This is a genomic window from Rhodococcus sp. PD04 (assembly GCF_035918275.1).
Lineage (GTDB): Bacteria > Actinomycetota > Actinomycetes > Mycobacteriales > Mycobacteriaceae > Rhodococcus > Rhodococcus rhodochrous.
Genome location: NZ_CP142143.1, coordinates 2,288,829 through 2,313,443, shown reverse-complemented (window position 1 = coordinate 2,313,443; position 24,615 = coordinate 2,288,829). Strand labels below are relative to the sequence as shown.

Annotated in this window: 25 protein-coding genes; 7 read left to right on the top strand and 18 right to left on the bottom strand. The window is 69.4% G+C overall.

The features are described 5' to 3' along the window. Positions 1-58 precede the first annotated feature (58 nt). On the bottom strand, positions 59-838 hold the full coding sequence (locus U9J23_RS10705) for a pirin family protein (RefSeq protein WP_085468079.1): 780 nt from the start codon (positions 836-838) through the stop codon (positions 59-61). Continuing rightward, on the bottom strand, positions 835-1,860 hold the full coding sequence (locus tag U9J23_RS10700) for a pirin family protein (RefSeq protein WP_326602615.1): 1,026 nt from the start codon (positions 1,858-1,860) through the stop codon (positions 835-837). The genes U9J23_RS10705 and U9J23_RS10700 overlap by 4 nt, the downstream gene beginning before the upstream one ends. Positions 1,861-1,952: 92 nt before the next feature. On the opposite strand from U9J23_RS10700, the gene U9J23_RS10695 reads away from it, so the two are divergent. Together U9J23_RS10695 and U9J23_RS10690 are read left to right on the top strand one after the other, a co-directional pair. Next, positions 1,953-2,417, top strand: coding sequence for a MarR family winged helix-turn-helix transcriptional regulator (locus U9J23_RS10695; RefSeq protein WP_085468077.1), 465 nt, complete (start codon positions 1,953-1,955; stop codon positions 2,415-2,417). 109 nt (positions 2,418-2,526) lie between these two features. Further along, positions 2,527-2,970: an acyl-CoA thioesterase gene (locus U9J23_RS10690; RefSeq protein ID WP_059381336.1), complete on the top strand. Its 444-nt coding sequence runs from the start codon at positions 2,527-2,529 to the stop codon at positions 2,968-2,970. A gap of 20 nt (positions 2,971-2,990) precedes the next feature. Here the strand turns inward: U9J23_RS10690 and U9J23_RS10685 are convergent, their stop codons facing one another. Then, positions 2,991-4,019, bottom strand: a complete 1,029-nt coding sequence (locus U9J23_RS10685; RefSeq protein ID WP_326602611.1) for an Rv2578c family radical SAM protein — start codon at positions 4,017-4,019, stop codon at positions 2,991-2,993. A gap of 197 nt (positions 4,020-4,216) precedes the next feature. On the opposite strand from U9J23_RS10685, the gene U9J23_RS10680 reads away from it, so the two are divergent. Further along, positions 4,217-4,552, top strand: coding sequence for a type VII secretion target (locus tag U9J23_RS10680; protein ID WP_059381334.1), 336 nt, complete (start codon positions 4,217-4,219; stop codon positions 4,550-4,552). Further along, complete coding sequence (locus U9J23_RS10675) at positions 4,552-5,769, top strand: hypothetical protein (protein WP_106201535.1); 1,218 nt, start codon at positions 4,552-4,554, stop codon at positions 5,767-5,769. Before U9J23_RS10680 ends, U9J23_RS10675 begins: the two co-directional genes overlap by 1 nt. Before the next feature lie 25 nt (positions 5,770-5,794). On the opposite strand, the gene U9J23_RS10670 is transcribed toward U9J23_RS10675, so the two are convergent. From U9J23_RS10670 to U9J23_RS10660, 3 genes are all read right to left on the bottom strand, one after another. Then, the gene (locus U9J23_RS10670) at positions 5,795-6,439 is read right to left on the bottom strand and encodes a hypothetical protein (protein WP_186455337.1); all 645 of its coding nucleotides are present in this window, start codon (positions 6,437-6,439) and stop codon (positions 5,795-5,797) included. After that, positions 6,426-7,700 carry a histidine--tRNA ligase gene (gene hisS, locus U9J23_RS10665; RefSeq protein ID WP_059381333.1) on the bottom strand — a complete coding sequence of 425 codons (1,275 nt, stop codon included), beginning with the start codon at positions 7,698-7,700 and terminating at the stop codon, positions 6,426-6,428. The genes U9J23_RS10670 and hisS overlap by 14 nt, the downstream gene beginning before the upstream one ends. A gap of 105 nt (positions 7,701-7,805) precedes the next feature. Then, a complete protein-coding gene (locus U9J23_RS10660) occupies positions 7,806-8,489 on the bottom strand; it encodes an MBL fold metallo-hydrolase (protein WP_179161701.1) in 684 nt (227 codons plus the stop codon). Between the two features lie 149 nt (positions 8,490-8,638). Here U9J23_RS10660 and U9J23_RS10655 point away from each other — a divergent pair, with 149 nt between their 5' ends. From U9J23_RS10655 to U9J23_RS10645, 3 genes are all read left to right on the top strand, one after another. Continuing rightward, a complete protein-coding gene (locus U9J23_RS10655; RefSeq protein ID WP_059381331.1) occupies positions 8,639-9,514 on the top strand; it encodes a peptidylprolyl isomerase in 876 nt (291 codons plus the stop codon). Next, entirely contained in the window at positions 9,514-10,296 is a 783-nt protein-coding gene (locus tag U9J23_RS10650) for a peptidylprolyl isomerase (RefSeq protein WP_059381330.1), read from the top strand. Before U9J23_RS10655 ends, U9J23_RS10650 begins: the two co-directional genes overlap by 1 nt. Positions 10,297-10,508: 212 nt before the next feature. After that, a complete protein-coding gene (locus U9J23_RS10645) occupies positions 10,509-11,306 on the top strand; it encodes a peptidylprolyl isomerase (protein ID WP_059381329.1) in 798 nt (265 codons plus the stop codon). A 22-nt stretch (positions 11,307-11,328) separates the two neighbouring features. Here the strand turns inward: U9J23_RS10645 and U9J23_RS10640 are convergent, their stop codons facing one another. From U9J23_RS10640 to tesB, 12 genes are all read right to left on the bottom strand, one after another. After that, positions 11,329-13,641: a RelA/SpoT family protein gene (locus tag U9J23_RS10640; RefSeq protein WP_016694930.1), complete on the bottom strand. Its 2,313-nt coding sequence runs from the start codon at positions 13,639-13,641 to the stop codon at positions 11,329-11,331. A 104-nt stretch (positions 13,642-13,745) separates the two neighbouring features. Continuing rightward, the gene (locus U9J23_RS10635; RefSeq protein WP_059381328.1) at positions 13,746-14,303 is read right to left on the bottom strand and encodes an adenine phosphoribosyltransferase; all 558 of its coding nucleotides are present in this window, start codon (positions 14,301-14,303) and stop codon (positions 13,746-13,748) included. Continuing rightward, positions 14,300-16,051 (bottom strand): ABC transporter substrate-binding protein, encoded by a 1,752-nt coding sequence (locus U9J23_RS10630; protein WP_059381327.1) that lies wholly within the window; start codon positions 16,049-16,051, stop codon positions 14,300-14,302. The genes U9J23_RS10635 and U9J23_RS10630 overlap by 4 nt, the downstream gene beginning before the upstream one ends. A 1-nt stretch (position 16,052) precedes the next feature. Continuing rightward, positions 16,053-17,261: a protein translocase subunit SecF gene (gene secF, locus U9J23_RS10625; RefSeq protein ID WP_085468076.1), complete on the bottom strand. Its 1,209-nt coding sequence runs from the start codon at positions 17,259-17,261 to the stop codon at positions 16,053-16,055. Beyond that, the gene (gene secD, locus U9J23_RS10620; protein WP_229580068.1) at positions 17,258-19,081 is read right to left on the bottom strand and encodes a protein translocase subunit SecD; all 1,824 of its coding nucleotides are present in this window, start codon (positions 19,079-19,081) and stop codon (positions 17,258-17,260) included. Before secD ends, secF begins: the two co-directional genes overlap by 4 nt. Before the next feature lie 117 nt (positions 19,082-19,198). Further along, positions 19,199-19,528 (bottom strand): preprotein translocase subunit YajC, encoded by a 330-nt coding sequence (gene yajC / locus U9J23_RS10615; RefSeq protein ID WP_060653180.1) that lies wholly within the window; start codon positions 19,526-19,528, stop codon positions 19,199-19,201. Positions 19,529-19,675: 147 nt separating this feature from the next. Then, a complete protein-coding gene (gene ruvB / locus U9J23_RS10610) occupies positions 19,676-20,845 on the bottom strand; it encodes a Holliday junction branch migration DNA helicase RuvB (RefSeq protein ID WP_085468074.1) in 1,170 nt (389 codons plus the stop codon). Further along, positions 20,842-21,438 carry a Holliday junction branch migration protein RuvA gene (ruvA, locus tag U9J23_RS10605; protein ID WP_059381323.1) on the bottom strand — a complete coding sequence of 199 codons (597 nt, stop codon included), beginning with the start codon at positions 21,436-21,438 and terminating at the stop codon, positions 20,842-20,844. The genes ruvB and ruvA overlap by 4 nt, the downstream gene beginning before the upstream one ends. Beyond that, on the bottom strand, positions 21,435-22,013 hold the full coding sequence (gene ruvC, locus U9J23_RS10600) for a crossover junction endodeoxyribonuclease RuvC (RefSeq protein WP_059381322.1): 579 nt from the start codon (positions 22,011-22,013) through the stop codon (positions 21,435-21,437). The genes ruvA and ruvC overlap by 4 nt, the downstream gene beginning before the upstream one ends. Positions 22,014-22,209: 196 nt before the next feature. Next, positions 22,210-22,962, bottom strand: coding sequence for a YebC/PmpR family DNA-binding transcriptional regulator (locus tag U9J23_RS10595; protein ID WP_006551388.1), 753 nt, complete (start codon positions 22,960-22,962; stop codon positions 22,210-22,212). A 139-nt stretch (positions 22,963-23,101) separates the two neighbouring features. Continuing rightward, the gene (gene pdxT / locus U9J23_RS10590) at positions 23,102-23,713 is read right to left on the bottom strand and encodes a pyridoxal 5'-phosphate synthase glutaminase subunit PdxT (protein WP_174479578.1); all 612 of its coding nucleotides are present in this window, start codon (positions 23,711-23,713) and stop codon (positions 23,102-23,104) included. 76 nt (positions 23,714-23,789) lie between these two features. After that, positions 23,790-24,614, bottom strand: a complete 825-nt coding sequence (tesB, locus tag U9J23_RS10585) for an acyl-CoA thioesterase II (protein WP_059381320.1) — start codon at positions 24,612-24,614, stop codon at positions 23,790-23,792. Position 24,615: the final 1 nt, after the last annotated feature.

Here is a 24,615-nt window from a genome sequence, read left to right as displayed (position 1 = left end):
TCTCCGGGGCGGGCCTGTCGCCGTTTCCGGTCCGCGGACCGGTCGACGGTGTCGGTGCTCAGGAATGTCCGAGGGCGGCGTGCATCTCCCACACGATGACTTCGGCGCCGGTCGCCGTGGTGAGCCGGCGGCCACCACCGCCGGCGATTCGCACCGCATCTCCTTCGGTGAGAGGTCCGGCTCCCTCGAGCGCGGCTTCACCCCGGGCGACGAAGAGGTGCACGAAGGGCGCGTCCGGCAGCGTCACCGGCCGATCAGGATGCATCCGCGCGACGTGCATGGCGGCATATCTGTTGCGGATGCGGATGGCGGAATGGTCGGCGTAGGCGTCCATTCCGGATGCGACCGGTACGAGGCCGCCGGCGAGCAGTTCGTCGTCGATCTCGAGTTGTTCGTATCCCGGCTCGATCCCGGCTTCGTCCGGCAGCACCCACATCTGCACGAATCGCACAGGCTCGTCGTGCTCGGCGGCATGCGAAGCGGTGGCACCGGGATAACGCCACGAGTCGTTCTTCTCGGAGTGGAGGATCCCGGAGCCCGCGCTCATGCGCTGCGCGAGACCCGGGTAGATCACCCCGGAATGCCCCGTGGAGTCCTGGTGCACGAGCGATCCGCGCAGCACCCAGGTGACGATCTCCATGTCGCGGTGCGGGTGGGTGTCGAAACCGCTTCCCGGACGGACGATGTCGTCGTTGTTGACCATCAGCATCCCGAAATGCGTGTTGTCGGGGTCGTAGTGGTGGCCGAACGAGAAGGAGTGCCTCGAGTCGAGCCAGTCGATCTTCGTGTGGAGGCGGTCGTCCGCGCGGCGGACGTCGAGAATCGGTGCGGTACTCATGCGGGGTCCTGTGTCGGGCAGTTCGGATCTGCGGTGGGCGGATTGCGGCGGGGGCGGATACGTGCCTGGGGCAGGGGCGGCGCCGGGAGACGCTCGACTCTGCCGGTGTAGCCGGTAACGCTGCCGAACCGATCGGACCCGCGTTCCCAGGCGTCCCGGTAGGCGACGATCTCGTCGTGGTCGCGCCCGACGAAGTTCCACCACATCACGATCTCCTCGCCGAGGGGCGTACCGCCGAGGAGGACGATACGTGCGGGGTCGTCGGTGGTGTTGGTCAGTTCGAGGGCCGGCACGCCGGTTCCTGTGTAGCCGAGCGCGGCACGCGTGAGCACGGTACCGAACAGCGCGACCGTACCGGTGTCGACGAGCACCCCGTGTTCGAACGACGGGTCGACGTCGAGGGTGATGCTTGCCGCGGGGTCCAGGACGATCTCCGCGCCGAGCAGCGGGGTGTACGTCGTCACGGGCGACTCCTCGCCGGCGAGCGAACCGAGGAAGACCTTGACGTCGGCACCGGGCACCCTGACGACCGGCGGCACGTGGTGCTGGAAGTCGCGGGGCGCGTCGCGATGCGCGTCGGGCAGGGCCACCCACAACTGCACGCCGTGCAGCGTCGTGGTTGCGGAGGTGGAGACCTCGGAGTGACAGATCCCGTGGCCTCCGGTCATGAGGTTCAACTCCCCCGGCCGGACCATCGCGTGGACGCCGTGACTGTCGCGGTGCTCGATCTCCCCGGTGAACAACCACGACACCGTCTGCAGTCCGGTGTGGGGGTGCGGTGCGACGTCCATGCCGCCGGTGAGGGGGACGTCGTCGGGACCGTAGTGGTCGACGAAGCACCATGCGCCGATCAGCGAACGCTGCCGTTGCGGGAGCGTGCGGCGCACGGGCATCGCCCGGGGGCCGCCGAGCGGGACCTCACGCGAGGTGATGATCTCCACGCGGGGGCGGAGCGGGTCGCGGATCGGGAGGTCCTCCGTCCGGCAGTGGATCTCCTCGGGACGGATGTCGGTGTTGCTCATACCGCTCGACTCCTCTCGGTGGTCCGTCGGTCGACGCTTCCAGTGTGTCACATTTGATTGCGTAGTCAACTAACGCGGGTACACTGGAGACCATGGGAGAAGCGAAGTGGCTCAGCGACGACGAACAGCGCCTGTGGCGCGCCTATCTGGATGCGACGCGACTGCTGTTCCAGAATCTCGACAAGCAGCTGCTGCGGGACTCCGACATCTCCTTCACCGACTTCGAGATCCTGGTCCTGCTGTCCGAGGCACCCGATCGCCGGATGCGCATGCGCGACCTCGCGGACGCCAGCACCACGACCCGCAGCGGCATCACCCGCGCCGTCTCCCGCATGGAGAACGCCGGGTGGGTGCGGCGCGTGGAGTGCGAATCCGACCGACGTGGTGCGTGGGCCGAACTGACGGACGTCGGCTACGCGAGACTCGCCGAGGCGGGTCCGGGCCACGTCGAGGCGGTCCGCGAGAACATGTTCGACCTGCTCTCCCCCGACGACATCACCTCCATGACCGAGGCCTTCACCCGCATGCGCGATCGCATGATCGACGGTAGGCGGTAGGCCTCCCGCCCGCGGCCGAACGCCGCCCGCACCTCCGGGGCGGGGGCGCCCACCCGCTCACGGATATGTTGACCGGGTCACAGTCACCATCTCGAAGGCGGTACCTCCCATGCGGTACGACCCGCGGCGCACCTCGCTCGACCTGTATCCGTTGCAGCGCACGATCACGCCCCTGTTCGGCGACACCGACGCGCTCGGGCACATCAACAACGTCTCGATCGCCCGCTACTTCGAACAGGCCCGCGTCCTCGTCATGGAGGCAGTGTCGTCAACCCTGGGCGGCACGCATCCCTTCGAGCGTGCGGTACTCGCGAAGATCGAGATCAACTTCCTGGCCGAGGTGTTCTATCCGCACGACATCGTCATCGCCACCGGCGTCCACCGCACAGGAACGTCGTCGGTCGTGATCGGCTCGGCCCTGTTCCAGCACGGCCGGTGCGTCGCGCTCGCCGATTCGGTGGACGTCGGCACCGCCGCCGAAGGCGGATCACGTCCGGTCCCCGAAGCCTCACGCCTGGCGTTCGAGAAGTTCCGGCTCGCATACGGCGACTGACGCGACGTCCACGAACCGCCTCAGAACAGGGTGAGCGCCGCCTCGGGTTCGGGAGCGCGTTCGTCGGTCCGCAACGCGCCCGTCTCCTCGCGCCGAGCGGACGCCCGGGTCCCGAGGTGATGGCGTTCGAGCAGGGGCGCGACCCGCTCGTCCAACCACTGCGAGTACTCGGGCGCGACGTAGGCACCCCGTCCGTAGAGGCGGCGATAGCGTCGCATGAGGGCAGGATGCTCCTGGGCGAGCCACGACAGGAACCACCCGCGGGTCGAGCCGCGCAGGTGCAGCGGTATCACCGTCACCCCCGACGCGCCGGCCGTGGCCAGGGAGTCGAACAGCGTGTCGAGGTGCTGACGCGAATCGGTGAGGAAGGGCGGCACCGGAGCGACCATGACGTGGCACGACAACCCGGCGTCGACGATCGCCTTCACGAGATCGAGCCGGGCCTTCGGTGACGGCGTGCCCGGTTCGATCTGCGCGGCGAGTTCGGGATCGCCGATGGGGAGCGACACCGCGACCGACACATCGACCCGACCGGCCGCCAGCGACAGCAACGGGAGATCGCGGCGCAGAAGCGTGCCCTTCGTGAGAATGGAGAAGGGGGTGCCGGATTCGGCGAAGGCCCGGATGACTCCGGGCATCAGCCGGTAACGCCCCTCTGCACGCTGGTAGGGATCGGTGTTGGTACCGAGCGCCACGTGTTCCCGGGTCCAGGATCGGCGCGCGAGTTCGCGGCGCAGGACGGCGGCGACGTTGGTCTTGACGACCAGTTGCGAGTCGAAGTCGTGCCCGGCGTCGAGATCGAGATACTCGTGCGTGGGACGGGCGAAGCAGTACCGGCACGCGTGGGTGCACCCGCGGAAGGTGTTGACGGTGTACCGGAACGGTAACCGGGATGCCTCCGGCGTCCTGTTCAGCGCGCTCTTGCACAGCACCTCGTGGAAGGTGACGCCCTCGAACTCCGGTGTGCGGACACTACGGACGAGGCCTGCCCGCTCGAGACCCGGCAGAGCTCCGTCGTCCGCGTCCACAGTCTGACCCGCCCACCTCATGCCTCCAGTCGAACATGTGTGCTATTCGGTGTCAACAGATCGTTCGACATCGTGTTCGATCGGATGAGGCGCATTCGTTGTGCAACGAATACATCGACTTTCCGCGCGCTCCATCCACAGGCGCCCGAGGGACCGGTGGCTCGCCCGGTGCGCTCGAGTTACAGTGCTCGCCACACTGATCTTCGATGGGGGGTTCGATGAGCGGTCTGTTTCCCGGTGCCGGAATCCGGGTGGTGCCCGACGGAATTCGAGCGTTCGGGACCACGAATCTTCGTGCGGCCGAGCAGGTGGCGCAGGCGGGGACGTTCGATCTGCAGGCCAACATCTCCGCGCTGAGCCCGGCCATGGGACTCATCGGCGGAGAGTTCCTCGCAGTGTTCGCCGCAGCCCAGTCCGAGCACACCCGCGCCGTCGCGCAACTGTCATGGGCCTACGCGTCCAACGGCATCGCAGCACACGAGGCGGCCACCGGCTACGAAACAGCCGACACCGGAACGGCTTCGGCGCTGGCCGATGCGGCGGGAGGACTGTGATGCAGGGATCGGTCGCCGACACCGCGACACCCGCCGCGTCACCGACCGTTCTCGACGCTCTCCGCGCGTCCCCGATCGGACCGGTCCTCGACGCACCGCTGCCGGTACTGCCGGAAGCCGTCCTCCCCGAGCCGGGTCTGCCCGTCCCCGAGGTGAATTCGATCGCCGAACTGCTCGGGACGATCCCGGTACCGGTCCTGCCCGACCTCGAGACGATCGTGCAGCCGCTCACCGAACTCTGCTCGATGTTCGGCACCGGCATCCTCGACTCGCTCGATCCCTCGGCGATCCTGCAGCAGGGGTCGCGTCTGCTCGAGACCGCCACGATGCTCGGACGCAGTGCACTGCACGCACTTCCGGAGTCATGGGAGGGAGTCACGGCCGACGAGGCCGCAGGGCACGGGGTGCGCGCGCAGCAGTCCGCCCTCGAACTGGCCGACCGCGGCGACCGGATCGGCGATGTCACCCGCGCCGCCACGGCGACCGTCGAACGCGGCAACATCGAATTGACCGGCATCGCACAGTCGTTCGTGGCCACGGCGACAGCGGCCGCGCCTGCTCTCGCGACGCCGCCGGGCCAGGCCGCCCTGTTGGCGTCCGCCGCGCAGCATCTCCAGGCGGCACTGGCCGTCGTCGCGCGCACCCGAGGCGAGCTGACGATCCACACCGCCGCGATGACCGCGCTGACCACACCGGTTCCCGTACCCGCGCCGGTCGCCGTGGCCGGAGTGCACGAGATGCGCACGGCCGCCACTGCCGCAACCGATGTCGCGTCGGGTGTCGCAGCCCCGTTCACGGCCGCCGCGCACGCCGCGACCACTCCCACTGCCTACGCGGCGACCGTGCCCACCGCACACACGGCGGTTCCGACCGTCGGCGCGGCGGTCGCGGGATCGGCCGGAACCGTGTCGGCCGGAGTGATCGCAGGTCACGGCCCCGCGGGGGCTGCGTTCGGAACTGCGGCCGTGCCTGCCGCCGCTCCGATTCCGACCGCACCGGGTTCGAATGGGGGTTCGCCGGCCACGACCGGCGCAAGCGCGATGGGACGGGCGCCGTCGACCGGCGGGATGGTCCCCGCGACCTCGGCCCGCGGATCCGACGACGAGGAGCATCGCTCCCCCACCCGTCTGCTGAGCGCCGCCGCGGAGGGAAGCGAGGTCGTCGGAGAACTGCCGTTGGTCGTTCCCGCGGTGATCGGATCGCACGACGACCGCTGAGCACCTCGTCCATCGGGCGAGCCCGTCAGTCGACGAGGGAGGCCACCTCGTGATCGGTCAGCGTCGTCTGCGGCACGCGGCCGGCGCCGCGCGCGAGTTCGATCGCCCGGTAGAGCGGGCGTTCGCCGAGCGCGGCGTCGCGGGCCTCCGCCCGCAGCTGTTCGACGAGCACCGACGAGATCGCCGCCGCCGGAGCGATCTCGCTGGTGGCGAGCGCATCGGCGAGCTTTCGCAGAGACAGCACATCGAGTTCGCGACCGCCGCCGTTCGCATACAGGGCGAGCGGGACCGACACCAGATTGTGCTCACCGTCGTTGACGCGCACGACGGCCTGCGACACGCCACCCACCCGAACGATCAGTTCGACCCCGGCGAGTCGCGCGAGATCGACACTGCGCGACCGGAACGCCCCCGACAGGGTGACGACGGTGCCACGCAGCAGCAGGTGCCGGCGCGTGGCCAGGAACGCACCGACGGCCGGCGGCACCGTGAAGACGGCCCCGACGAGCAGGGCGACCCAGCCGGGCGCGACGATCCAGACGAGAAAGCCGAGGACGACGCCGACGACGAGCGCGAGCAGCGCGATCCTGCGGGCGCGTGGCCTGAGCAGCCGGGACGGGATCAGATCGAGCGGGACGGTGGCACCGTCCCGGTCGTCATGCGCCGGCAACGACCTCACCCACACGGGCTACGACGTCCGTGAGTGCAACGCTGTGCTGCTCGCCGTTGCGCAGATCCTTGACGACGATCTCGCCCGCCTCGAGTTCGCGATCGCCGAGCACGAGCGCGACGACGGCACCGGACTTGTCGGCCGCCTTCATCGCGCCCTTGAGGCCGCGCCCACCGTAGGCGAGGTCGACGCGGACACCCGCGGCGCGCAGCTTGTGCGCGATGGGCACGAGCGCGGCCTTCGCGGCGTCGCCCATCGGCACCCCGTACACCTCGCACCGCGCGGGGCTGCCGGCGGTCTTGCCCTCGGCGGCGAGCGCGAGAACCGTGCGATCGACGCCGATCCCGAATCCGATGCCCGAGAGCGGCTGGCCGCCGAGCTGTTCCATGAGTCCGTCGTAGCGACCACCACCACCGATGCCGGACTGGGCGCCGAGCCCGTCGTGGACGAACTCGAAGGTGGTCTTCGTGTAGTAGTCGAGACCGCGCACCATGCGCGGATTGACGACGTACGGAACGCCGATCGCATCGAGGTGCGCGAGCACCTCGTCGAAGTGCGCGCGAGCGGTGTCCGAGAGGTGGTCGAGCATCAACGGCGCGTCGGCGGTCATCTCGCGGACCTCCGGGCGCTTGTCGTCGAGCACGCGCAGCGGGTTGATCTCGGCGCGGCGGCGCGTCTCCTCATCGAGCGGGAGCGCGAACAGGAACTGCTGCAGCTTCTCCCGGTACTGCGGGCGGCAGGTCTCGTCGCCGAGGGACGTGATCTCGAGGCGGAAACCGTCGAGTCCGAGCGACCGGAATCCTGCGTCGGCGACCGCGATGACCTCGGCGTCGAGCGCGGGATCGTCGACGCCGATCGCCTCGACGCCGACCTGCTGCAGCTGACGGTAGCGACCCGCCTGGGGGCGCTCGTAGCGGAAGAACGGTCCGGAATAGGACAGCTTCACGGGGAGCTGACCACGGTCGAGGCCGTGCTCGATCACCGCGCGCATCACGCCTGCGGTGCCCTCGGGACGCAGCGTGACCGAGCGTTCACCGCGATCGGCGAAGGTGTACATCTCCTTCGTGACGACATCGGTGGACTCGCCGACGCCGCGAGCGAACAAGCCGGTGTCCTCGAAGATGGGCAGCTCGACGTGCCCGTACCCCGCCAGGCGTGCGGCACGGGTCAGACCGTCCCGTACCGCCACGAACTCCGCCGACTGCGGGGGAACGTAATCGGGCACACCCTTCGGCGCCGAAAACGTGGAGGCCTTGCTCACTGGTACTGCCTTCTCTCGGGATTCTCTCGGTTGGTCACCGGACGGATCGCGGTGTTCGTGCGTCGGTATCGATGCGCCGGCGTTCGTGCGTCGGTGTTCGTGCCGTCAGCGGGATTCTGCCAGGCCGGTGAGGAAGGGGTTCGACACCCGCTCCTGGCCGATCGTGCTCGCCCCGCCGTGTCCGGGGAGGATGTTGGTGCCGTCGTCGAGCACGAGCAGCTTGCGCGCGATCGAGTCGAGGAGTTGCGCGTGGTCGCCGCCGGGCAGGTCGGTGCGGCCGATCGATCCCTGGAACAGGGTGTCGCCGGTCAGTGCGACGTTCAGGACGGCGCCATCGGGCGTGGTGGTGCGGGTGCGCAGGACGACCGAGCCGCGGGTGTGTCCGGGCGTGTGGTCGACGACGAACTCGATTCCGGCGTGTTCGATCTCGTCCCCGTCGGCGAACTCCACGACCTGCTGCGGTTCGACGAACTCGACACCGTCCAGGAAGGGCGCAAGGCTCGATCCCATGCCCTGCAGCGGATCGGTGAGCATCATCCGGTCGTCCGGGTGGATGTAGACGGGGATCCCGTACCGGTCGGCCACCGGCTGCGCCGACCACATGTGGTCGAGGTGACCGTGCGTGAGCAGCACCGCCCGGGGCGTGAGATCGGATCCGGTGAGGAACTCCACGAGCGGCTCGGCGGCGTCCTGGCCTGGATCGACGACGACGCACTCCTTCGCGTTGTCCTGCGCGAGGATGTAGCAGTTGGTCTGGAACATCCCGGCAGGGAATCCGGTCACGAGCACGAGCATCGCTCCTACGGGTGGAAGCCTTCGAGGTCTCCTACAGACTATGCGTTGCGCCCTGCCCACGGGTTGCCGGTCCCGAGTGGCAGACTCGGGTCTGCTTCGAAGTCGGTTGGACCACATCGATCGTTCACGGGAGGACTACTGCAGTGCCGAGCAACGCACAACGGCGCCAGGCCGCGAAACGCAAACTCGAACGGCAGCTCGAGCGTCGAGCCGAACGCGAGCGCAAGCGGCGCCGCACGATGATCGCGCTGTCCGCGCTCGGAGTGATCGTGGTCGTCGGCGCGGGTGTTGCTCTGTGGGCGGTCAACCGGGGCGACGACACGGCCACCGAGGCGGCGTCGAACGACACCTCGGATTCCGAACTCGAGTACGCCGCCCTCCCCGAGGGCCGGTCCGAACCGTTGCCCGAGACGGTGAGCTGCTCCTACCCCGCGGACGGCCGCGAACCGTCGAAGCCGGCAGAGCCGCCGCGCACCGAGGGCATCCGCACCACCGGCGAGGGCAACACGGACATCAGCGTCAGCGTGGAGACGAGCCAGGGGAACATCGGCCTGATCCTGCACAACGACGATTCGCCGTGCACCGTCAACAGCTTCCTGTCGCTCGCCTCGCAGAACTTCTTCGACGAGACGGCCTGCCATCGGCTCACCACCTCGCCGTCCCTGCAGGTCCTGCAGTGCGGCGACCCGTCGGGTAGCGGATCGGGCGGACCGGGTTACCAGTTCGCGAACGAGTTCCCGACCGACCAGTTCGCCGCCGACGATCCCGCGGCGCAGGAACCGATGACCTATCCGCGCGGCACGCTCGCGATGGCCAACGCCGGTCCGGACACCAACGGCAGCCAGTTCTTCCTGGTGTACGGCGATTCGGTGCTGCCGCCGCAGTACACCGTCTTCGGCACGATCGACGAGACCGGACTCGCGACCCTCGACACGATCGCCGCGGCCGGTGTCGCAGGTGGAGCCGCCGACGGTGCCCCCGCGCTGGAGACCACGCTCACGTCGGTCAGGATGGACTGATGATCCGATTGCGCACCACCCTCGCCGCCGGCGCCGGGCTGGCACTCCTGCTCACGGGATGTTCCGACGACACGTCCACCGACAGCGCCGCGACCTCCTCGGCACCGGCGTCCGTCGCCGACCGTCAGTCCCCCGCCTACACGGGCGAACTGCCGGAACGGCCCGCCGGTGGCGATTCCGTCTCGTGCACCTACAACGCCTCGGGTGAAGCCGCGCGCGACGTGACCGCCCCGTCCGCGGACGACGTCTCCGCCTCCGGCACCACCGCCGCGCAGATCACCACCAGCGTCGGCGTGATCGGCGTGGAACTCGACCGGGCCGCGGCACCGTGCACGGTGAACAGCTTCGTGTCCCTCGCGGAGCAGGGCTACTTCGACGACACGCCCTGCCACCGTCTGGTGACCTCGCCGGGTCTGCAGGTGCTGCAGTGCGGCGATCCGACGGGCACCGGCACGGGCGGGCCGGGTTACGGCTTCGACACCGAGTACCCGGAGAACGTGTACGCGCCCGGCGACGCCCAGCTGCGGCAGCCGGTGATCTACCCGCGCGGTACGGTCGCGATGGCCAACACCGGCCGGCCCGGCAGCAACGGCAGCCAGTTCTTCCTGGTCTACGAGGATTCGCAGCTTCCCCCCACCTACACGGTCTTCGGGACGGTCGACGAGGCCGGACTCGCCGTGATCGAGGAGGTCGCGGCAGAGGGCGACGACGGATCGATGGCGGCCGGCGGCGGTGCCCCCAACCGCGCGGTGCAGATCGAGTCGGTGACCGTCGGGTCCTGACACCCGCTCGCGCCACAGCACGCGCCGTCCCCGCCCCGGATCCCGGGGCGGGGACGGCGCGTCTTCGGGACTCCGGAGAGGGCGGACTCTGCCGCCCGGTACGAGATCCACTGGAGCGCACCACCTCACGGGGTGATCTCGGGGGTGATTGTTCATCGATCCGCTCTCGGCCCCTATCGGTTCGTGCAGGGTTCCGATAGCGTCCCGATGCTGTGATCCACACCACCGAGCGGCGGTTCGCGTCCCGGCTCCGCACCGTTGTTCCGCTCTGTCTCGTCGCCGTCGCAGCGCTGCTCGGCGGCTGTGCGCAGGACGCCGGTTCCGCCACCACGAAGGTCACCGAGGTCGCACAACCGCGGTCGGCTCCCCCACGCGATCTGTCCATCTACCGCGGACTCCCCGAGGTCCCGGCCCAACCGGCACCGACCGTGACGTGCGAGTACGTCGACAAGGGTGGTGCTCGTCCCCCGTCCACCGCATCGACCGTGGGCATCGTCGATCTGACCCTCGAGACGTCGATCGGCGCGATCCCGCTCGTGCTCGACCGGACCCAGGCGCCGTGCACGGTCAACAGCTTCGTCGATCTCGCGCGTCGCGGGTTCTACGACGGCACGTCCTGCCACCGTCTGGCGACCGATCCGGGCGGCGAGCTCTACCAGTGCGGCGACCCCACCGGGACGGGATCCGGCGGGCCCGGGTACACGTTCGCCGACGAGTACCCGGTGCCGCAGTTCGCGGCGGAGGCCGCGACGTCCTATCTCCCGCCGGCGGTGCTGTATCCGCGCGGCACGATCGCGATGGCCAATGCCGGCGTGGAGGACAGCAACGGCAGCCAGTTCTTCCTGCTGCTCGGAGATTCACTGTTGCGCCCGGACTTCACGGCCTTCGGCCGCATCGCCGATGCCGGGATGCCGGTGCTCGACGCGGCCGCCGCGGACGGACACGACGGTTCCAGCCCGCTCGGGGGCGGCGTACCCACGACACCGGTCGTGATCGGGGCCGTGCGGTGACGGAATGACGTGACCGGGGTGATCAGGCGGCGGAGGTCACCCGGTAGACGTCGTAGACACCCTCGACGTTGCGGACGACGTTGAGCACGTGTCCGAGATGCTTCGGATCGCCCATCTCGAAGGTGAACCGGCTTACCGCGACCCGGTCGCCCGTGGTGGTCACCGAGGCCGACAGGATGTTGACCTTCTCGTCGGCGAGGGCCTTGGTGACGTCCGACAGCAGGCGATGCCGGTCGAGCGCCTCGATCTGGATCGCGACGAGGAAGACCGACGACGGCGAGGGCGCCCACTGCACCTCGATGATGCGCTCCGACTGCTCCCGCAACGACCCCGCATTGGTGCAGTCGGTGCGGTGCACGCTCACCGCTCCGGTGCGGGTCACGAAGCCCATGATCTCGTCACCGGGGACAGGCGTGCAGCACTTGGCGAGCTTCGAGACCGTGCCCGGCGCGCCCGGTACGAGGACACCGGAGTCGCCGCTGTGCCGCGAGCGGGTGGGGATGGTCGACGGGGTGGACCGTTCGGCCAGCTCCTCCTCGACGCCACCGACCCCGCCGAGCAGCGCGACCAGCCGTTGCACGACGTGGTGCGCCGAGACGTGGTGCTCGCCGACGGCGGTGTACAGCGCCGAGACGTCGGCGTAGCGCAGCTCCTTGGCGACCGCGACCATCAGGTCGGCGTTCATCAGGCGCTGCAGCGGCAGACCGACGCGACGGACCTCCTTCGCGATGGCGTCCTTGCCCGATTCGAGGGCCTCCTCGCGACGCTCCTTGGCGAACCACTGCCGGATCTTCGCCTTGGCGCGAGGGGAGACGACGAACGACTGCCAGTCGCGGCTCGGCCCGGCGTTGGGGTCCTTGGAGGTGAAGACCTCCACGACCTCGCCGTTCTCGAGCTTGCGTTCGAGGGCCACGAGCCGACCGTTGACGCGGGCTCCGATGCAGCGATGCCCGACCTCGGTGTGCACGGCGTACGCGAAGTCCACGGGGGTCGACCCGGAGGGCAGGGTGATCACGTCGCCCTTGGGTGTGAAGACGAAGATCTCCTTGACCGCCAGGTCGTAGCGGAGCGACTCGAGGAACTCCCCCGGGTCGGCCGCTTCCCGCTGCCAGTCGAGGAGCTGCCGCATCCAGGCCATGTCGTCGAGCTCGGCGACATCACCCGAGTGGCGTCCCTTGGTCTCCTTGTACCGCCAGTGCGCGGCGATGCCGAACTCGGCGGTGCGGTGCATCTCGTGCGTGCGGATCTGCACCTCGAGCGGCTTGCCCTCGGGACCGATGACGGTGGTGTGCAGCGACTGGTAGACGCCGTAACGGGGCTGCGCGATGTAGTCCTTGAACCGTCCCGCCATGGGCTGCCACAGCGAGTGCACGACGCCGACGGCCGCGTAACAGTCGCGGATCTCGTTGCACAGGATGCGCACGCCGACCAGGTCGTGGATGTCGTCGAAGTCGCGGCCCTTGACGATCATCTTCTGGTAGATCGACCAGTAGTGCTTGGGCCGACCCTCGACGACCGCGTCGATCCGCGACGCGGCGAGCGTCCGCCCGATCTCGTCGCGGACGGTGGCCAGGTAGGTGTCGCGGGACGGCGCGCGGGTCGCGACGAGCCGGACGATCTCCTCGTACTTCTTCGGGTGGAGGATCGCGAACGCGAGGTCCTCGAGCTCCCACTTGACCGTCGCCATCCCGAGACGGTGGGCCAGCGGGGCGATGACCTCGAGGGTCTCGCGTGCCTTGCGGGCCTGCTTCTCGGGAGGCAGGAAACGCATGGTCCGCATGTTGTGCAGGCGGTCGGCGACCTTGATGACGAGCACCCGGGGGTCGCGTGCCATCGCGATGATCATCTTGCGGATGGTCTCGCCCTCGGCGGCCGAGCCGAGCACGACCTTGTCGAGTTTGGTGACGCCGTCGACGAGATGCGCGACCTCTTCGCCGAACTCGGCGGTGAGCTGCTCGAGCGTGTACCCGGTGTCCTCGACTGTGTCGTGGAGCAGTGCCGCGACGAGGGTCGTGGTGTCCATGCCGAGTTCGGCAAGGATCGTGGCGACCGCCAGCGGGTGGGTGATGTACGGATCACCGGACTTGCGCTTCTGGCTGGCGTGCCGTTCCTCGGCGACGTCGTACGCGCGCTGCAGCTGCGAGAGGTCGGCCTTCGGATACAGCTCGCGGTGGATGGTGACCAGCGGCTCGAGGACCGGCTTGAGGCTCGTGCCCCGCTGACCGGTGATGCGTCGCGCCAGGCGGGCGCGTACCCGCCTCGACGCGGAGGTCGATGCCGGTGTGGGGGTCGGGTTCTGACCGGAATTGTGGGACCGATCGAGATTCTGGGTCATGCCTCCACCTCCCGTCGCGGCTGCGAACCCGGTTCGTCACCGATGCGCATGTCCGGACCGTACGGGCCCGGCGGGTTCACCGGCACCTGTGGCAACTCTATCTCTCAGATCCGCACGAGAGACGTGAGCGGGTACTTCTGCAGTCGCGCCCGGCCTCCGAGAGCTTCGATCTCGGTGACGACGGTGATCCCGACGACCTCGGCGCCGACGCGTTCGAGCAGTTCGACGGTCGCGGCGAGGGTTCCGCCGGTCGCGAGGACGTCGTCGACGACGAGCACCTTGCGGCCCTGGAGGGCCATCCAGTCGCCCGGGATCTCGATCGCGGCGGTGCCGTATTCGAGGCTGTATTCACAAGTCTGGACGGGCGGCGGGAGTTTGCCCGCCTTGCGGACGGCGAGCACGCCCACCCCGAGGGTGCGGGCGATGCCGCCGCCGAGGAGAAAGCCGCGCGCATCGATACCGGCGACGAGTTCGGCGTCGGGCGCAGCGGAGGCCAGCGCCGCGATCACGGCCGAGAAGGACGGTCCGTCGGCGAAGACGGGCGTCAGGTCGGCGAAACGGACACCTGCGGTCGGGAAGTCGTCGACCCATCGGGTGTGTTCGGCCACGGCCCCGGCAGCTTCCTCGACGAGCCGCGGGTCGCCGATCCGTTGAGCGTTCATCCTCCGAGTATCCACCGGTCCATGTTCCAGCCCGCACCCGCGGTCGTCGGGTTCGGCACCCCGGCATGCATTCCCGCCGCGAACCCGATCGTGCGGGGCTGCGCGAACAGGGGCAGGGTGGGGACGTCGCCCCACAGGATGCGTTCGGCCTCGGTCGCGAGTCCCGCGATGGCCGCGTTGTCCTTCGCCACGAGCAGACCGTCGAGCAGTTCGTCGACGCGGCCGATCGAATAGCCGCCGACATTGCTGCCGGCGCCGGAGTGCAGTGCGTCGCGGGCGTGCTCCATGTCGGCGGCGCCACCGGCACCGGCCGCCGTGGCCGTCCCGACGAGGATCGCGTCGACGTCCCTCGCCGTCAGTTGCGACGGCGTGAAGCTGTCGGAGCCGGCGTCGACGATCTCGATGCCCGCCTCGCGGCAGGACTCGCCGATCAGCTCGACGGTGCGCGCGCGGCGCTCGTCCGGTCCGAGATAGCCGATGCGGACCTGCATGCGGTCCTGACCGGAGGCCTCACGTTCGGAACGCGCGGCGTCGATGTCGACCTCGGCGTAGCGTTCGGCGGTCGGCACGGTCTGCGGGTACAGCGGTGAGTCGGGCGCCAGGAGCCGCGAGGTGATCGGGCCCGTGACGCCGTTCGACTCGTCGGATGCGCCGAGTTCGTCGAACAGCTGTGTGCGAGGTGTGCACAGGGCGACTGCGCGGCGCGCCGCCGGGTCCTGGAAGACACCGCTCGTGGCGAACACCAGTTGTTCGAGGTTGCGTGAGACGACGGTGGAGACGTCGGCGCCGTCGCCGAGGTTGCTGTGACCGACGGATCCCTCGGCCACGTCGACGACGTGGATGCGGCCGTCCTCCGCGGCCGCGGACGTGTCGGTGCCGCGCGGCCAGACGACGATGCGGTCGGTGCCCGGAGCGTTTCCCCACCACCGCTCGTTCGCGACGAGCGTCAGGCCGTCCTCGGCGGTGTACGACTCGATGCGGTACGGGCCCGCGGACGGGAACAGCGCCGGATCGATCTCACCCGGGGTGAGGGTCCAGCCGGTGTTCCAGAACTCCGCGATGCGCCGGACGGCCTCGGTGTCGTTCGCCGTGATCGCGCCGACCAGGTCGGACACACCCGACCTTCCTGCCGCCACGTGGGCCGGCATCAGCTCGGTGGCCCCGAACAACGCCTTCCAGTTCGTGTCCTCGCGGCCGGGCCGGAAGACGACGGTGGCCTCCTTCGACCCGGGCTGACAGTCGACCCGGTCGATGTCGGCGTAACCACCACGATGGGCGGCGTCGAACAGCGGGACCTGCTCGCCGGACTCGTCGGGAGCGGTGAAGCGTCCGCTCGACGCGGCCCAGGCCAGGACGAGGTCGTCGCAGGACATAGGCACACCGTCGGAGTAGACCGCGTCCGGCGACAGGCGGTACTGCACGGTGAGCCCCTCACCGGGCACGACCGAGGCGGTGCCGATGTCGGTGTCCGCGATCACCCGGCCCGACGGGCCGACGTAGCCGAAGCCCGGCAGCACCCGGGCGAACGCCTGGCGCGCGCCCGAGGCCGCACCGTCGACGGTGTTCGCGTTGTAGGTCGTCACCGTGTTGTCGATCGCGTACCCGATCGAGTGCACCGGTTCCTCGTCCGTGCCGCACGCTACGGTGGAGAACGCGAGTGTCGAGGCCACCGCCGCGCACGCGAGGAGCGTGCCGCGGCGCCTCGGCGACCGCCTCGTCGTCGGGTCGTTCCGCTCGCTCACCGCCATGTCAGGACCTTCTCTTGCCGCGCTTTCCCGTGGGTCGTGCCCCGGGGGCGGGGCCGCGACGGACCGTCGCCCGGTCGGGCAGGGATCCGGCACCCTGCACCGTCGGCACCACCTTCGCGTCGACCGCGTCGGCCGACTGCGATCCGGCCGTCGTCCCGGCCTTCGCTGCGCGGGCGGCGGCCTCCTCCCGCTTGGCGAGCACCTTGCGGGTGTGCTTCGCGACCGGACCACGCCATTCCTCGAGCGTAACCAGCAACGGGGTCGCGAAGAAGATCGACGAGAAGGTACCGACGACGATGCCGACCAACTGGACGAGGGCGAGGTCCTTGAGCGTGCCCACACCGAGGAGCCACACCGCGATGACCATCAGCGCCAGCACCGGCAACACCGAGATGATCGTGGTGTTGATCGAGCGCATGAGCGTCTGGTTGACGGCGAGATTGGCCTGCTCGGCGTAGGTGCGGCGGTGCAGGTGCAGGATGCCGCGGGTGTTCTCCTCGACCTTGTCGAAGACCACGACCGTGTCGTAGAGCGAGAAACCGAGGATCGTGAGCAGACCGATGACGGTCGCAGGGCTGACCTCGAAGCCGACGAGGGCGTAGACACCCGCTGTCACGATGATGTCGAAGAACAGGGCGGCGATCGCTGCGATCGCCATGTTCCGCTGGTATCGGATCGTGATGTAGATGCTGACGATGACGAGGAAGACCACCAGCGCGATGAGCGCCTTGTTGGTGATCTGGCTTCCCCACGTCTCGCTGACGTCGGCGACGCTGATCGAGTTGCGGGACGGCTCACCGTCCGGCCCGGCGGGCCGGAACTCCTCGAACAGCGCGGTCTGCAGCTCCGCGACCTGATCGCCCTCGAGGGTCTCCGACCGGATCTGGACGGTCGCTCCGTCGCCGGCGCCGACGGTCTGCACCGCTTCGGGTTCGAAGCCGATGGTGTCGCTGAAGACGGTCTCGACGTCCTCGACGGAGACGCCCGGCACGGCCGGCATCTGGATGCGGGTGCCGCCCTCGAAGTCGATACCCCAGCTGAATCCGCGCAGCAGCATGCTGAGCAGGGCGATCAGCACGATCACCGCGGTGACGATGTACCACCGCTTGCGGCGTCCGACGATCTCGAAGGCGCCCGTGCCGGTGTACAGACGGGACAGCCGGCTGTGCTGCGGCGCGGCCGTCGTCGTGGTCGTGTCGGTCATCGTCACGCCTCCTTCGCAGCGGTCGCGGCGACGAGACGACGCTCGTCGGCCACCTGCTGGATTGCGCCCAGACCGTTCACGCTCGGCTTGGACCAGAACTTCGACTTCGAGGCCAGGAAGACCAGCGGCCAGGTCACCAGGAACACCACGACGACGTCGAGGATCGTGGTGAGGCCGAGGGTGAACGCGAAGCCGCGGACCTGACCGACGGCCAGGACGTAGAGCACGGCGGCGGCGATGAAGCTGACCGCGTTACCGGACAGGATCGTCCGGCGGGCACGGGCCCAACCGCGCGGCACCGCGGAGCGGAAACTCCGCCCCTCACGGATCTCGTCCTTGATCCGTTCGAAGAACACGACGAACGAGTCGGCGGTCATGCCGATACCGATGATGAGACCGGCGACGCCGGCGAGGTCGAGCGTGAACCCGATGTATCTGCCGAGCAGCACCATGACCGCGTAGACCGCCAGGCCCGACAGGACGAGCGACAGTGCGGTGAGCAGTCCGAGCATCCGGTAGTAGGCGAGGCAGAAGAGCAGCACGAGGGCCAGGCCCACCGCACCGGCGATCAGGCCGGCCTCGAGCGAGGCCAGACCCAGTGTCGCGGAGACGGTCTCGGCTTCGGACGCCACGAACGACAGCGGCAGCGAGCCGTACTTGAGGGTGTTCGCGAGCTCGGCGGCCTGCGTGTTCGTGAATTGGCCGGTGATCGAGGTTGCACTGCCGGCGGGCGTGGCGCCCTGGATCACCGGGGCGCTGACGACCTTCGAGTCGAGCACGAAGGCGGCCTGCTGACCGATGTTCGCGGCCGTGAACTGCGCCCAGGTGTTGCTGCCCTCGCTGTCGAAGGTCAGGCTGACCTCGTAGCGCGACTGCTGCTGGTTGAAGCCGGAGGTCGCGTCGTCGATCTGCTGACCGTCGATGATGCTCGGACCGAGCAGGTAGATCGCGGTGCCGTCCGTGGAGCACGCGACGAGCGGAAGTGCCGGGTCGTCGTTGCCCGCGAGCGGGTCGGCGGCGGAGCAGTCGAGCGCGAGAGCCGCGGCCTGCTGCACCGCGGGGTCCTCGCTCTGACGGGTGGCCTTGGCCGCGGCGATGTCGGCAGCTGCCTGTTCCTGCGGCGTGAGCGAGCCGTCGTTCTCGGGAGCCTCGGGTGCTCCGGTGGTCTCGGGAGCCTCGGGTGCTCCGGTGGGCTCGGCCGGAGCCTGGGGCGCCTCGACGGGGGCCTCGGGCGTCTCGGCCGGTGCCGGGGCATCGGTGGGCGCGGTGGGATCCTGCGCCGGGAACGGACGTCCCTGCGGTTCGGGTGCGTCGGCGGGCGGAGCCTGGTCGGCCGGCGCGGGTTCTCCGGGTGCCGGTTCGGCAGGGGCCGGTTCTGCGGGCAGCCCGCCCTCGGGGGTACCGGAACCGGGCTGCTCGGCGAGATCCTCGGCGGTCATGTTCGCGTCGATCGGTCCCCCGATCACCGGCCTGATGTACAGACGGGCGGTCTGGCCCAGCGTCCTGGCCTGGGCGCTGTCCTCACCCGGGACGGTGATCACGAGGTTGTCGCCCTCGACGATCACTTCCGAACCCGACACACCGAGGCCGTTGACGCGCGTCTCGATGATCTGCTGGGCCTGGCGGAGGCTGTCCGGACTCGGGCTGCTCCCGTCGGGGGTTCGCGCGGTGAGGGTGACGCGGGTGCCACCCTGCAGGTCGATGCCCAGCTTCGGGGTGGGCGACTTGTCCCCGGTGAAGAAGACCAGTGCATACAACGCGGCGAGAATCACCCCGAACAGGGCGAGAGCGCGCACGGGATGCACCGATCCGTTGGAAGGTGCCACGGTCTGTCAGTCTCCTCGATGCGAGTGAGTGGTGGTCGGGTGCAGTCGCGCGGCGCTCGGCACCGGCACCGGCACCGGAGGACTCCGGTGCCGAAACCGTGCGTCGCGGATCGACTGTCAGTACTCGGTCGGACGCCCCTCCGGCGGGTTCGCATCGTCGTCCTTGCGGAGCAGATCCGGATCCTGCGGGGTCGCAGTCTCGACGCGCTCCCGGATGACCAGACGCGACCAGGTCGTCACGACACCCGGCGCGATCTCGAGATCGACGGTGTCGTCGGCGAGTGCGGCCACCGTGGCGTGCAGACCCGCAGTGGTCATCACGCGGTCGCCGATGCGCAGGGAGTCCTGCAGCGCCGTCACCTTCTGCATCTCCTTCTTCTGACGCCGCACGCCCAGGAAGGTCGGGACGAGCAGTGCCAGGATCAGGAGAGGGAAGAGCAGTTCCATCGTTGAAGTCAGTCCTCGGTCGTTGTCGGTGGGTGGTGACGCGGGCGACACCAGCGGGTCGTGGTGGCGCATGCGGCACCACGACGTCGGGATCGGCCTCCACGGACCGACGCAGTAGACCAGTGTGCCATTCCCCGGGCGAGCGTCCTACCGCCGTACGTCCGGATCGTCCGGGTCGGACGGATCGATGCCGTCGTCGAGGGTGCTCGCGGGGTCGTCCTCGAACAGCTCGAGCTGGGGTTCGCGCGCACGCACCTCGATGCCACCGGTGGCGGCCTCCGGCGGTGGGGTGAGACCGAGCTGCAACCAGGCGGCCTGCGTCGCCACACGTCCGCGCGGGGTTCGGGCGACCATGCCGGCGCGGACCAGGAACGGCTCGCACACCTCCTCGACGGTGGCGGGCTCCTCCCCCACGGCCACGGCGAGTGTCGACACGCCGACCGGGCCGCCACCGAAACTGCGGACGAGTGCGCCGAGGACGGCGCGGTCGAGACGATCGAGACCGATGGGATCGACGTCGTACACCTCGAGGGCGGCCTGTGCGACGGCCCGGGTCACGACACCGTCGGCGCGCACGTCGGCGTAGTCGCGGACGCGGCGCAGCAACCGGTTGGCGATACGCGGCGTGCCGCGGGAACGACCGGCGATCTCCGCGGCGGCGTCGTCGCGCAGATCGATCCCGAGGATCGACGCGGAACGGTGCAGGATCCGCTGCAGTTCGGGAGGCTCGTAGAAGTCCATGTGCGCGGTGAAACCGAACCGGTCGCGGAGCGGGCCGGTGAGGGCGCCGGAACGCGTGGTCGCGCCGACGAGGGTGAAGGGTGCGACCTCGAGCGGGATGGACGTCGCGCCGGGGCCCTTGCCCACCACGACGTCGACGCGGAAGTCCTCCATCGCGAGGTACAGCATCTCCTCGGCCGGTCGGGCGATGCGGTGGATCTCGTCGATGAACAGCACGTCGCCCTCGGCGAGATTCGACAGCATCGCGGCGAGATCGCCGGCGCGTTCGAGCGCGGGACCGGAGGTCAATCTCAGCGACGTGCCGAGTTCGGCGGCGATGATCATCGCCATCGACGTCTTGCCGAGACCGGGCGGACCGGACAGGAGGATGTGGTCGGGAGTGCCGCCGCGCAGCTTCGCTCCTCGCAGGACGAGCTGCAGCTGCTCGCGGACCCGCGGTTGCCCGATGAAGTCGTCGAGGCTGGTCGGGCGCAGGCTGGTCTCGATGTCGCTGTCGGAGGGCAGATGCTCCGCCGTGACCGGCGACCGCTCGCGGTCCGCTCCTGCCGCGTCGAACTCGCGGTACTCGTCGGTCACCGCGACCTGCCCAGCAGCTTGAGCGCCGAGCGCAGTGCCGTCGAGACGTCGGCGCCCGGGTCCTCGGTGAGGACCTTGTCGGCGGCCGGCTCGGCCTGACGCGGCGTGAATCCGAGACCCACCAGCGCCTCGACGATCTGGTCGCGCAGCGGCGAAGCACCGGCCGCGACGGGCGACGAACCCGTGGCGCCGAAGGCCGCGACCTTGTCGCGCAGTTCGACGATCATGCGTTCGGCCCCACGCTTGCCGATCCCGGGCACCCGCGTCAGGGCCGAGGTGTTGCCGTCGGCGAGAGCCGCACGCAGAGCATCGGGTTCGAGGACGGCGAGCGTGGCCATGGCGAGCCGGGGACCGACGCCGCTGACCGTCTGCAGCAGGCCGAACAGTTCGCGCGCCTCCGCGTCGACGAAGCCGTACAGCGTCATGGAGTCCTCGCGGACGATCATCGCGGTGGCGAGCCTGGCCTGCTCGCCGCGCCGGAGACCCGCGAGGGTGGCGGGTGTGGTGTTGATCCGATAGCCGATCCCACCCGCCTCGATCACCACGTGGTCGAGGGCTATGTCGAGTACCTCGCCGTGTACCGAGGCGATCACCGGCTACCTGCCTTCCGTGCGGCCGACTGTTCGCGCAGCCGCTCCTCGTAGCGTTTCTTCTGCTGGGCGGCCGCAGCTTCGGCGGCCGCGAGTCTGGCGAGCAGCGGGGCCCGCCAACAGTGTGCGACGGCGAGTGCGAGTGCGTCTGCGGCGTCGGCGGGCTTCGGCGCGGCGTCGAGCTTGAGGATGCGGGTGATCATCGTGGTCACCTGCTTCTTGTCGGCCGTGCCACTGCCGGTGACCGCGGCCTTCACCTCGCTCGGCGTGTGGAACATGACCGGGATCGAGCGCCGCGCGGCGGCGAGGGCGACGACGCCGCCGGCCTGCGCGGTGCCCATCGCGGTACGTACGTTGTGCTGGGAGAACACGCGCTCGATCGCCACGACGTCGGGCTTGTAGCGGTCCATCCACTCCTCGACCGAGTCGGAGACCTTGAGGAGCCGGTGCTCGAGGTCGAGTTCGGGCGAGGTGCGGATGACACCGACGGCGACGGGGATCACGTCGCGTCCGCGTCCCGTGTCGACCATCCCCAGACCACAGCGGGTCAGACCGGGGTCGACACCCATCACGCGCACCCGACTCACCTCTCGACACCCGAATACGGCCGGTTTCCGACGCCTTCGACGGACCCGACCTCGCTTCGCACGATTGCGAACGCCTGTTCGAGAGCATAGCGGCCGGGATCGGGTGCCGGGAGACCGACACGCGACCCCGGCTGCTGTGACAAGTACGACGAGCGTCGCTCGTGGACGAGTACGACGAGAGCGTCGCTCAGGCGTCGAGTTCGGCGAGGACGTCGTCGGAGATGTCGACGTTCGTGTAGACGTTCTGCACGTCGTCGCAGTCCTCGAGCGCGTCGACCAGCTTCATGACCTTGCGTGCACCCTCGGCGTCGACCGGCACCTCGACGGACGCCCGGAAATCGGGGTCGGCCGAGTCGTAGTCGATGCCGGCGTCGACGAGAGCCGTACGCACGGCGATCAGGTCGGACGCCTCGGAGACGATCTCGAAGGAGTCGCCGAGATCGTTGATCTCCTCGGCACCCGCTTCGAGGACGACCTCGAGGATCTCGTCCTCGGAGCGGCCGTTCTTCTCGAGCACGACGACTCCCTTGCGGGTGAACAGGTAGGCGACCGAACCCGGATCGGCCATGTTGCCGCCGTTGCGGGTCATCGCCGTGCGGACCTCGCCGGCGGCGCGGTTGCGGTTGTCGGTCAGACACTCGATGAGCAGCGCGACACCGTTGGGGCCGTAGCCCTCGTAGGTGATGGTCTGCCAGTCGGCACCGCCGGCTTCCTCACCGCCGCCACGCTTGCGGGCACGCTCGATGTTGTCGTTCGGGACCGAGCTCTTCTTCGCCTTCTGGATGGCGTCGAACAGGGTCGGGTTACCCGCCGGGTCGCCACCGCCGGTCCGAGCCGCCACCTCGATGTTCTTGATGAGCTTCGCGAACATCTTGCCGCGCTTGGCATCGATGACCGCCTTCTTGTGCTTGGTGGTGGCCCATTTGGAGTGGCCGCTCATTCGCTTCGAGCCCCTTCCGGCGAAGTGTGGTCGGCGTCAACCGACAGGTCGGAGCGTCGATTCTACTCGCTCCCGGTGTGGGCCACCGGCACGGTGGCCGTGTCGTCATGTCGTCGAGGTCGTCGGGCGCGCTCCGCGGTCAGGTGGCCGAGCGCACGGTCTCCACGAAGAACCGGTGCACGCGATGGTCGCCGGTGATCTCGGGATGGAAGGAGGTCGCGATCACGGCACCCTGACGCACCGCGACCACCCGGCCCGCCGCCGGCCCGTCCGGCACCGTGGCCAGGACCTCGACGTCGGGCCCGACCTCCTCCACCCACGGTGCGCGGATGAACACCGCACGCACGGGCCCGTCGTCGAGGCCGGTCAGCGGCAGGTCGGTCTCGAACGAGTCGACCTGACGGCCGAACGCGTTGCGGCGCACCACGATGTCGAGGGCGTCGAGGTGTTCGGCGTCCTCGGTGGTGTCGAGCACCCGGGAGGCGAGCAGGATCATGCCGGCGCACGAACCGTAGGCGGGCAGGCCCGCCTTCAACCGGCTCCGCAACGGCTCGAGCAGATCGAACACGCGCAACAGACGGCTGACGGTCGTGGACTCGCCGCCGGGGAGGACGATGCCGTCGACCTCGTCGAGTTCGCGCTCGCGCCGCACCGCGATCGTCCGCGCACCCGCCGCCTCGAGAGCACTGCGGTGTTCGCGGACGTCGCCCTGCAGTGCCAGGACGCCGATCGTGGGAGAGGAAATGGTCATCGTTGCCTGCCTGTCCGTTCGGGGTCGCCGATGCGCAGGCACTCTGTGGGGACGTCCTCGTCGGGGACGCCCTCGTTCAGGACTCGCGCAGGTACCGCGTGAGTCCTTCCTGCACCACCGCCGCGACCATGTTGCCGTTGCGATCGAAGATCCGCCCCTGGGTCAGTGCGCGCCCCAGCCCGGCGGAGGGTGACGTCTGGTCGTAGAGCAGCCAGTCGTCGGCGCGGAACGGTCGCAGGAACCACATCGCGTGGTCCAGGGATGCGCCCTGCGTCCGTTCGTCGTCGTGGCCGACGCTCGCCGAGCCGAGCAACGTCATGTCGCTCATGTACGCGAGCGTGCACACGTGGAAGACCGGGTCGTCGGGGAGGATCTCGCGGGACTTGAACCACAGCTGCTGCTGGGCGGCCATCCTGCTCGACGAGTCCATCCGGTCGCGGGGAACGAATCGGAAGTCCCATTCGGCCCATTCCTTCTTCGCCCACAGCAGGGTCGCGTCGTCGACCACGGTCTCCGGATCGGGCAGTTCCTCCGGCGCCGGCACCCGCGGCATCGTGTCCTGGTGCTCGATCCCCTCGTCGCGCACGTGGAACGACGCCGACATGGTGAAGATCGCCTTGCCGTCCTGGACGGCCGTCACGCGCCGGGTGCAGAAGGAGCGGCCGTCGCGGATCCGGTCGACGAGGTAGACGATCTGCATCGTCGGGTTCCCCGGGCGGAGGAAGTAGCCGTGCAGCGAGTGGACCCCGAATGCGGGATCGACGGTGCGGACCGCCGACACGAGCGCCTGACCGGCCACCTGACCACCGAACGTCCTCGGCAGCAACGTCTCCGTCGCTATGCCCCGGAAGATGTCGTTCTCGATCTGTTCGAGCGCCAGGATCTGCTCGATCTTCGCCATG

What these genes read in the sequence shown, in the direction of transcription:
- yajC (WP_060653180.1), bottom strand. Translation starts at nt 19,528, where the DNA reads ATGGAACTGCTCTTCCCTCTCCTGATCCTGGCACTGCTCGTCCCGACC.
- U9J23_RS10680 (WP_059381334.1), top strand. Translation starts at nt 4,217, where the DNA reads ATGAGCGGTCTGTTTCCCGGTGCCGGAATCCGGGTGGTGCCCGACGGA.
- U9J23_RS10635 (WP_059381328.1), bottom strand. Translation starts at nt 14,303, where the DNA reads ATGAACGCTCAACGGATCGGCGACCCGCGGCTCGTCGAGGAAGCTGCC.
- tesB (WP_059381320.1), bottom strand. Translation starts at nt 24,614, where the DNA reads ATGGCGAAGATCGAGCAGATCCTGGCGCTCGAACAGATCGAGAACGAC.
- pdxT (WP_174479578.1), bottom strand. Translation starts at nt 23,713, where the DNA reads ATGACCATTTCCTCTCCCACGATCGGCGTCCTGGCACTGCAGGGCGAC.
- U9J23_RS10695 (WP_085468077.1), top strand. Translation starts at nt 1,953, where the DNA reads ATGGGAGAAGCGAAGTGGCTCAGCGACGACGAACAGCGCCTGTGGCGC.
- U9J23_RS10650 (WP_059381330.1), top strand. Translation starts at nt 9,514, where the DNA reads ATGATCCGATTGCGCACCACCCTCGCCGCCGGCGCCGGGCTGGCACTC.
- U9J23_RS10640 (WP_016694930.1), bottom strand. Translation starts at nt 13,641, where the DNA reads ATGACCCAGAATCTCGATCGGTCCCACAATTCCGGTCAGAACCCGACC.
- U9J23_RS10630 (WP_059381327.1), bottom strand. Translation starts at nt 16,051, where the DNA reads ATGGCGGTGAGCGAGCGGAACGACCCGACGACGAGGCGGTCGCCGAGG.
- U9J23_RS10705 (WP_085468079.1), bottom strand. Translation starts at nt 838, where the DNA reads ATGAGTACCGCACCGATTCTCGACGTCCGCCGCGCGGACGACCGCCTC.
- U9J23_RS10700 (WP_326602615.1), bottom strand. Translation starts at nt 1,860, where the DNA reads ATGAGCAACACCGACATCCGTCCCGAGGAGATCCACTGCCGGACGGAG.
- U9J23_RS10675 (WP_106201535.1), top strand. Translation starts at nt 4,552, where the DNA reads ATGCAGGGATCGGTCGCCGACACCGCGACACCCGCCGCGTCACCGACC.
- U9J23_RS10595 (WP_006551388.1), bottom strand. Translation starts at nt 22,962, where the DNA reads ATGAGCGGCCACTCCAAATGGGCCACCACCAAGCACAAGAAGGCGGTC.
- U9J23_RS10690 (WP_059381336.1), top strand. Translation starts at nt 2,527, where the DNA reads ATGCGGTACGACCCGCGGCGCACCTCGCTCGACCTGTATCCGTTGCAG.
- U9J23_RS10685 (WP_326602611.1), bottom strand. Translation starts at nt 4,019, where the DNA reads ATGAGGTGGGCGGGTCAGACTGTGGACGCGGACGACGGAGCTCTGCCG.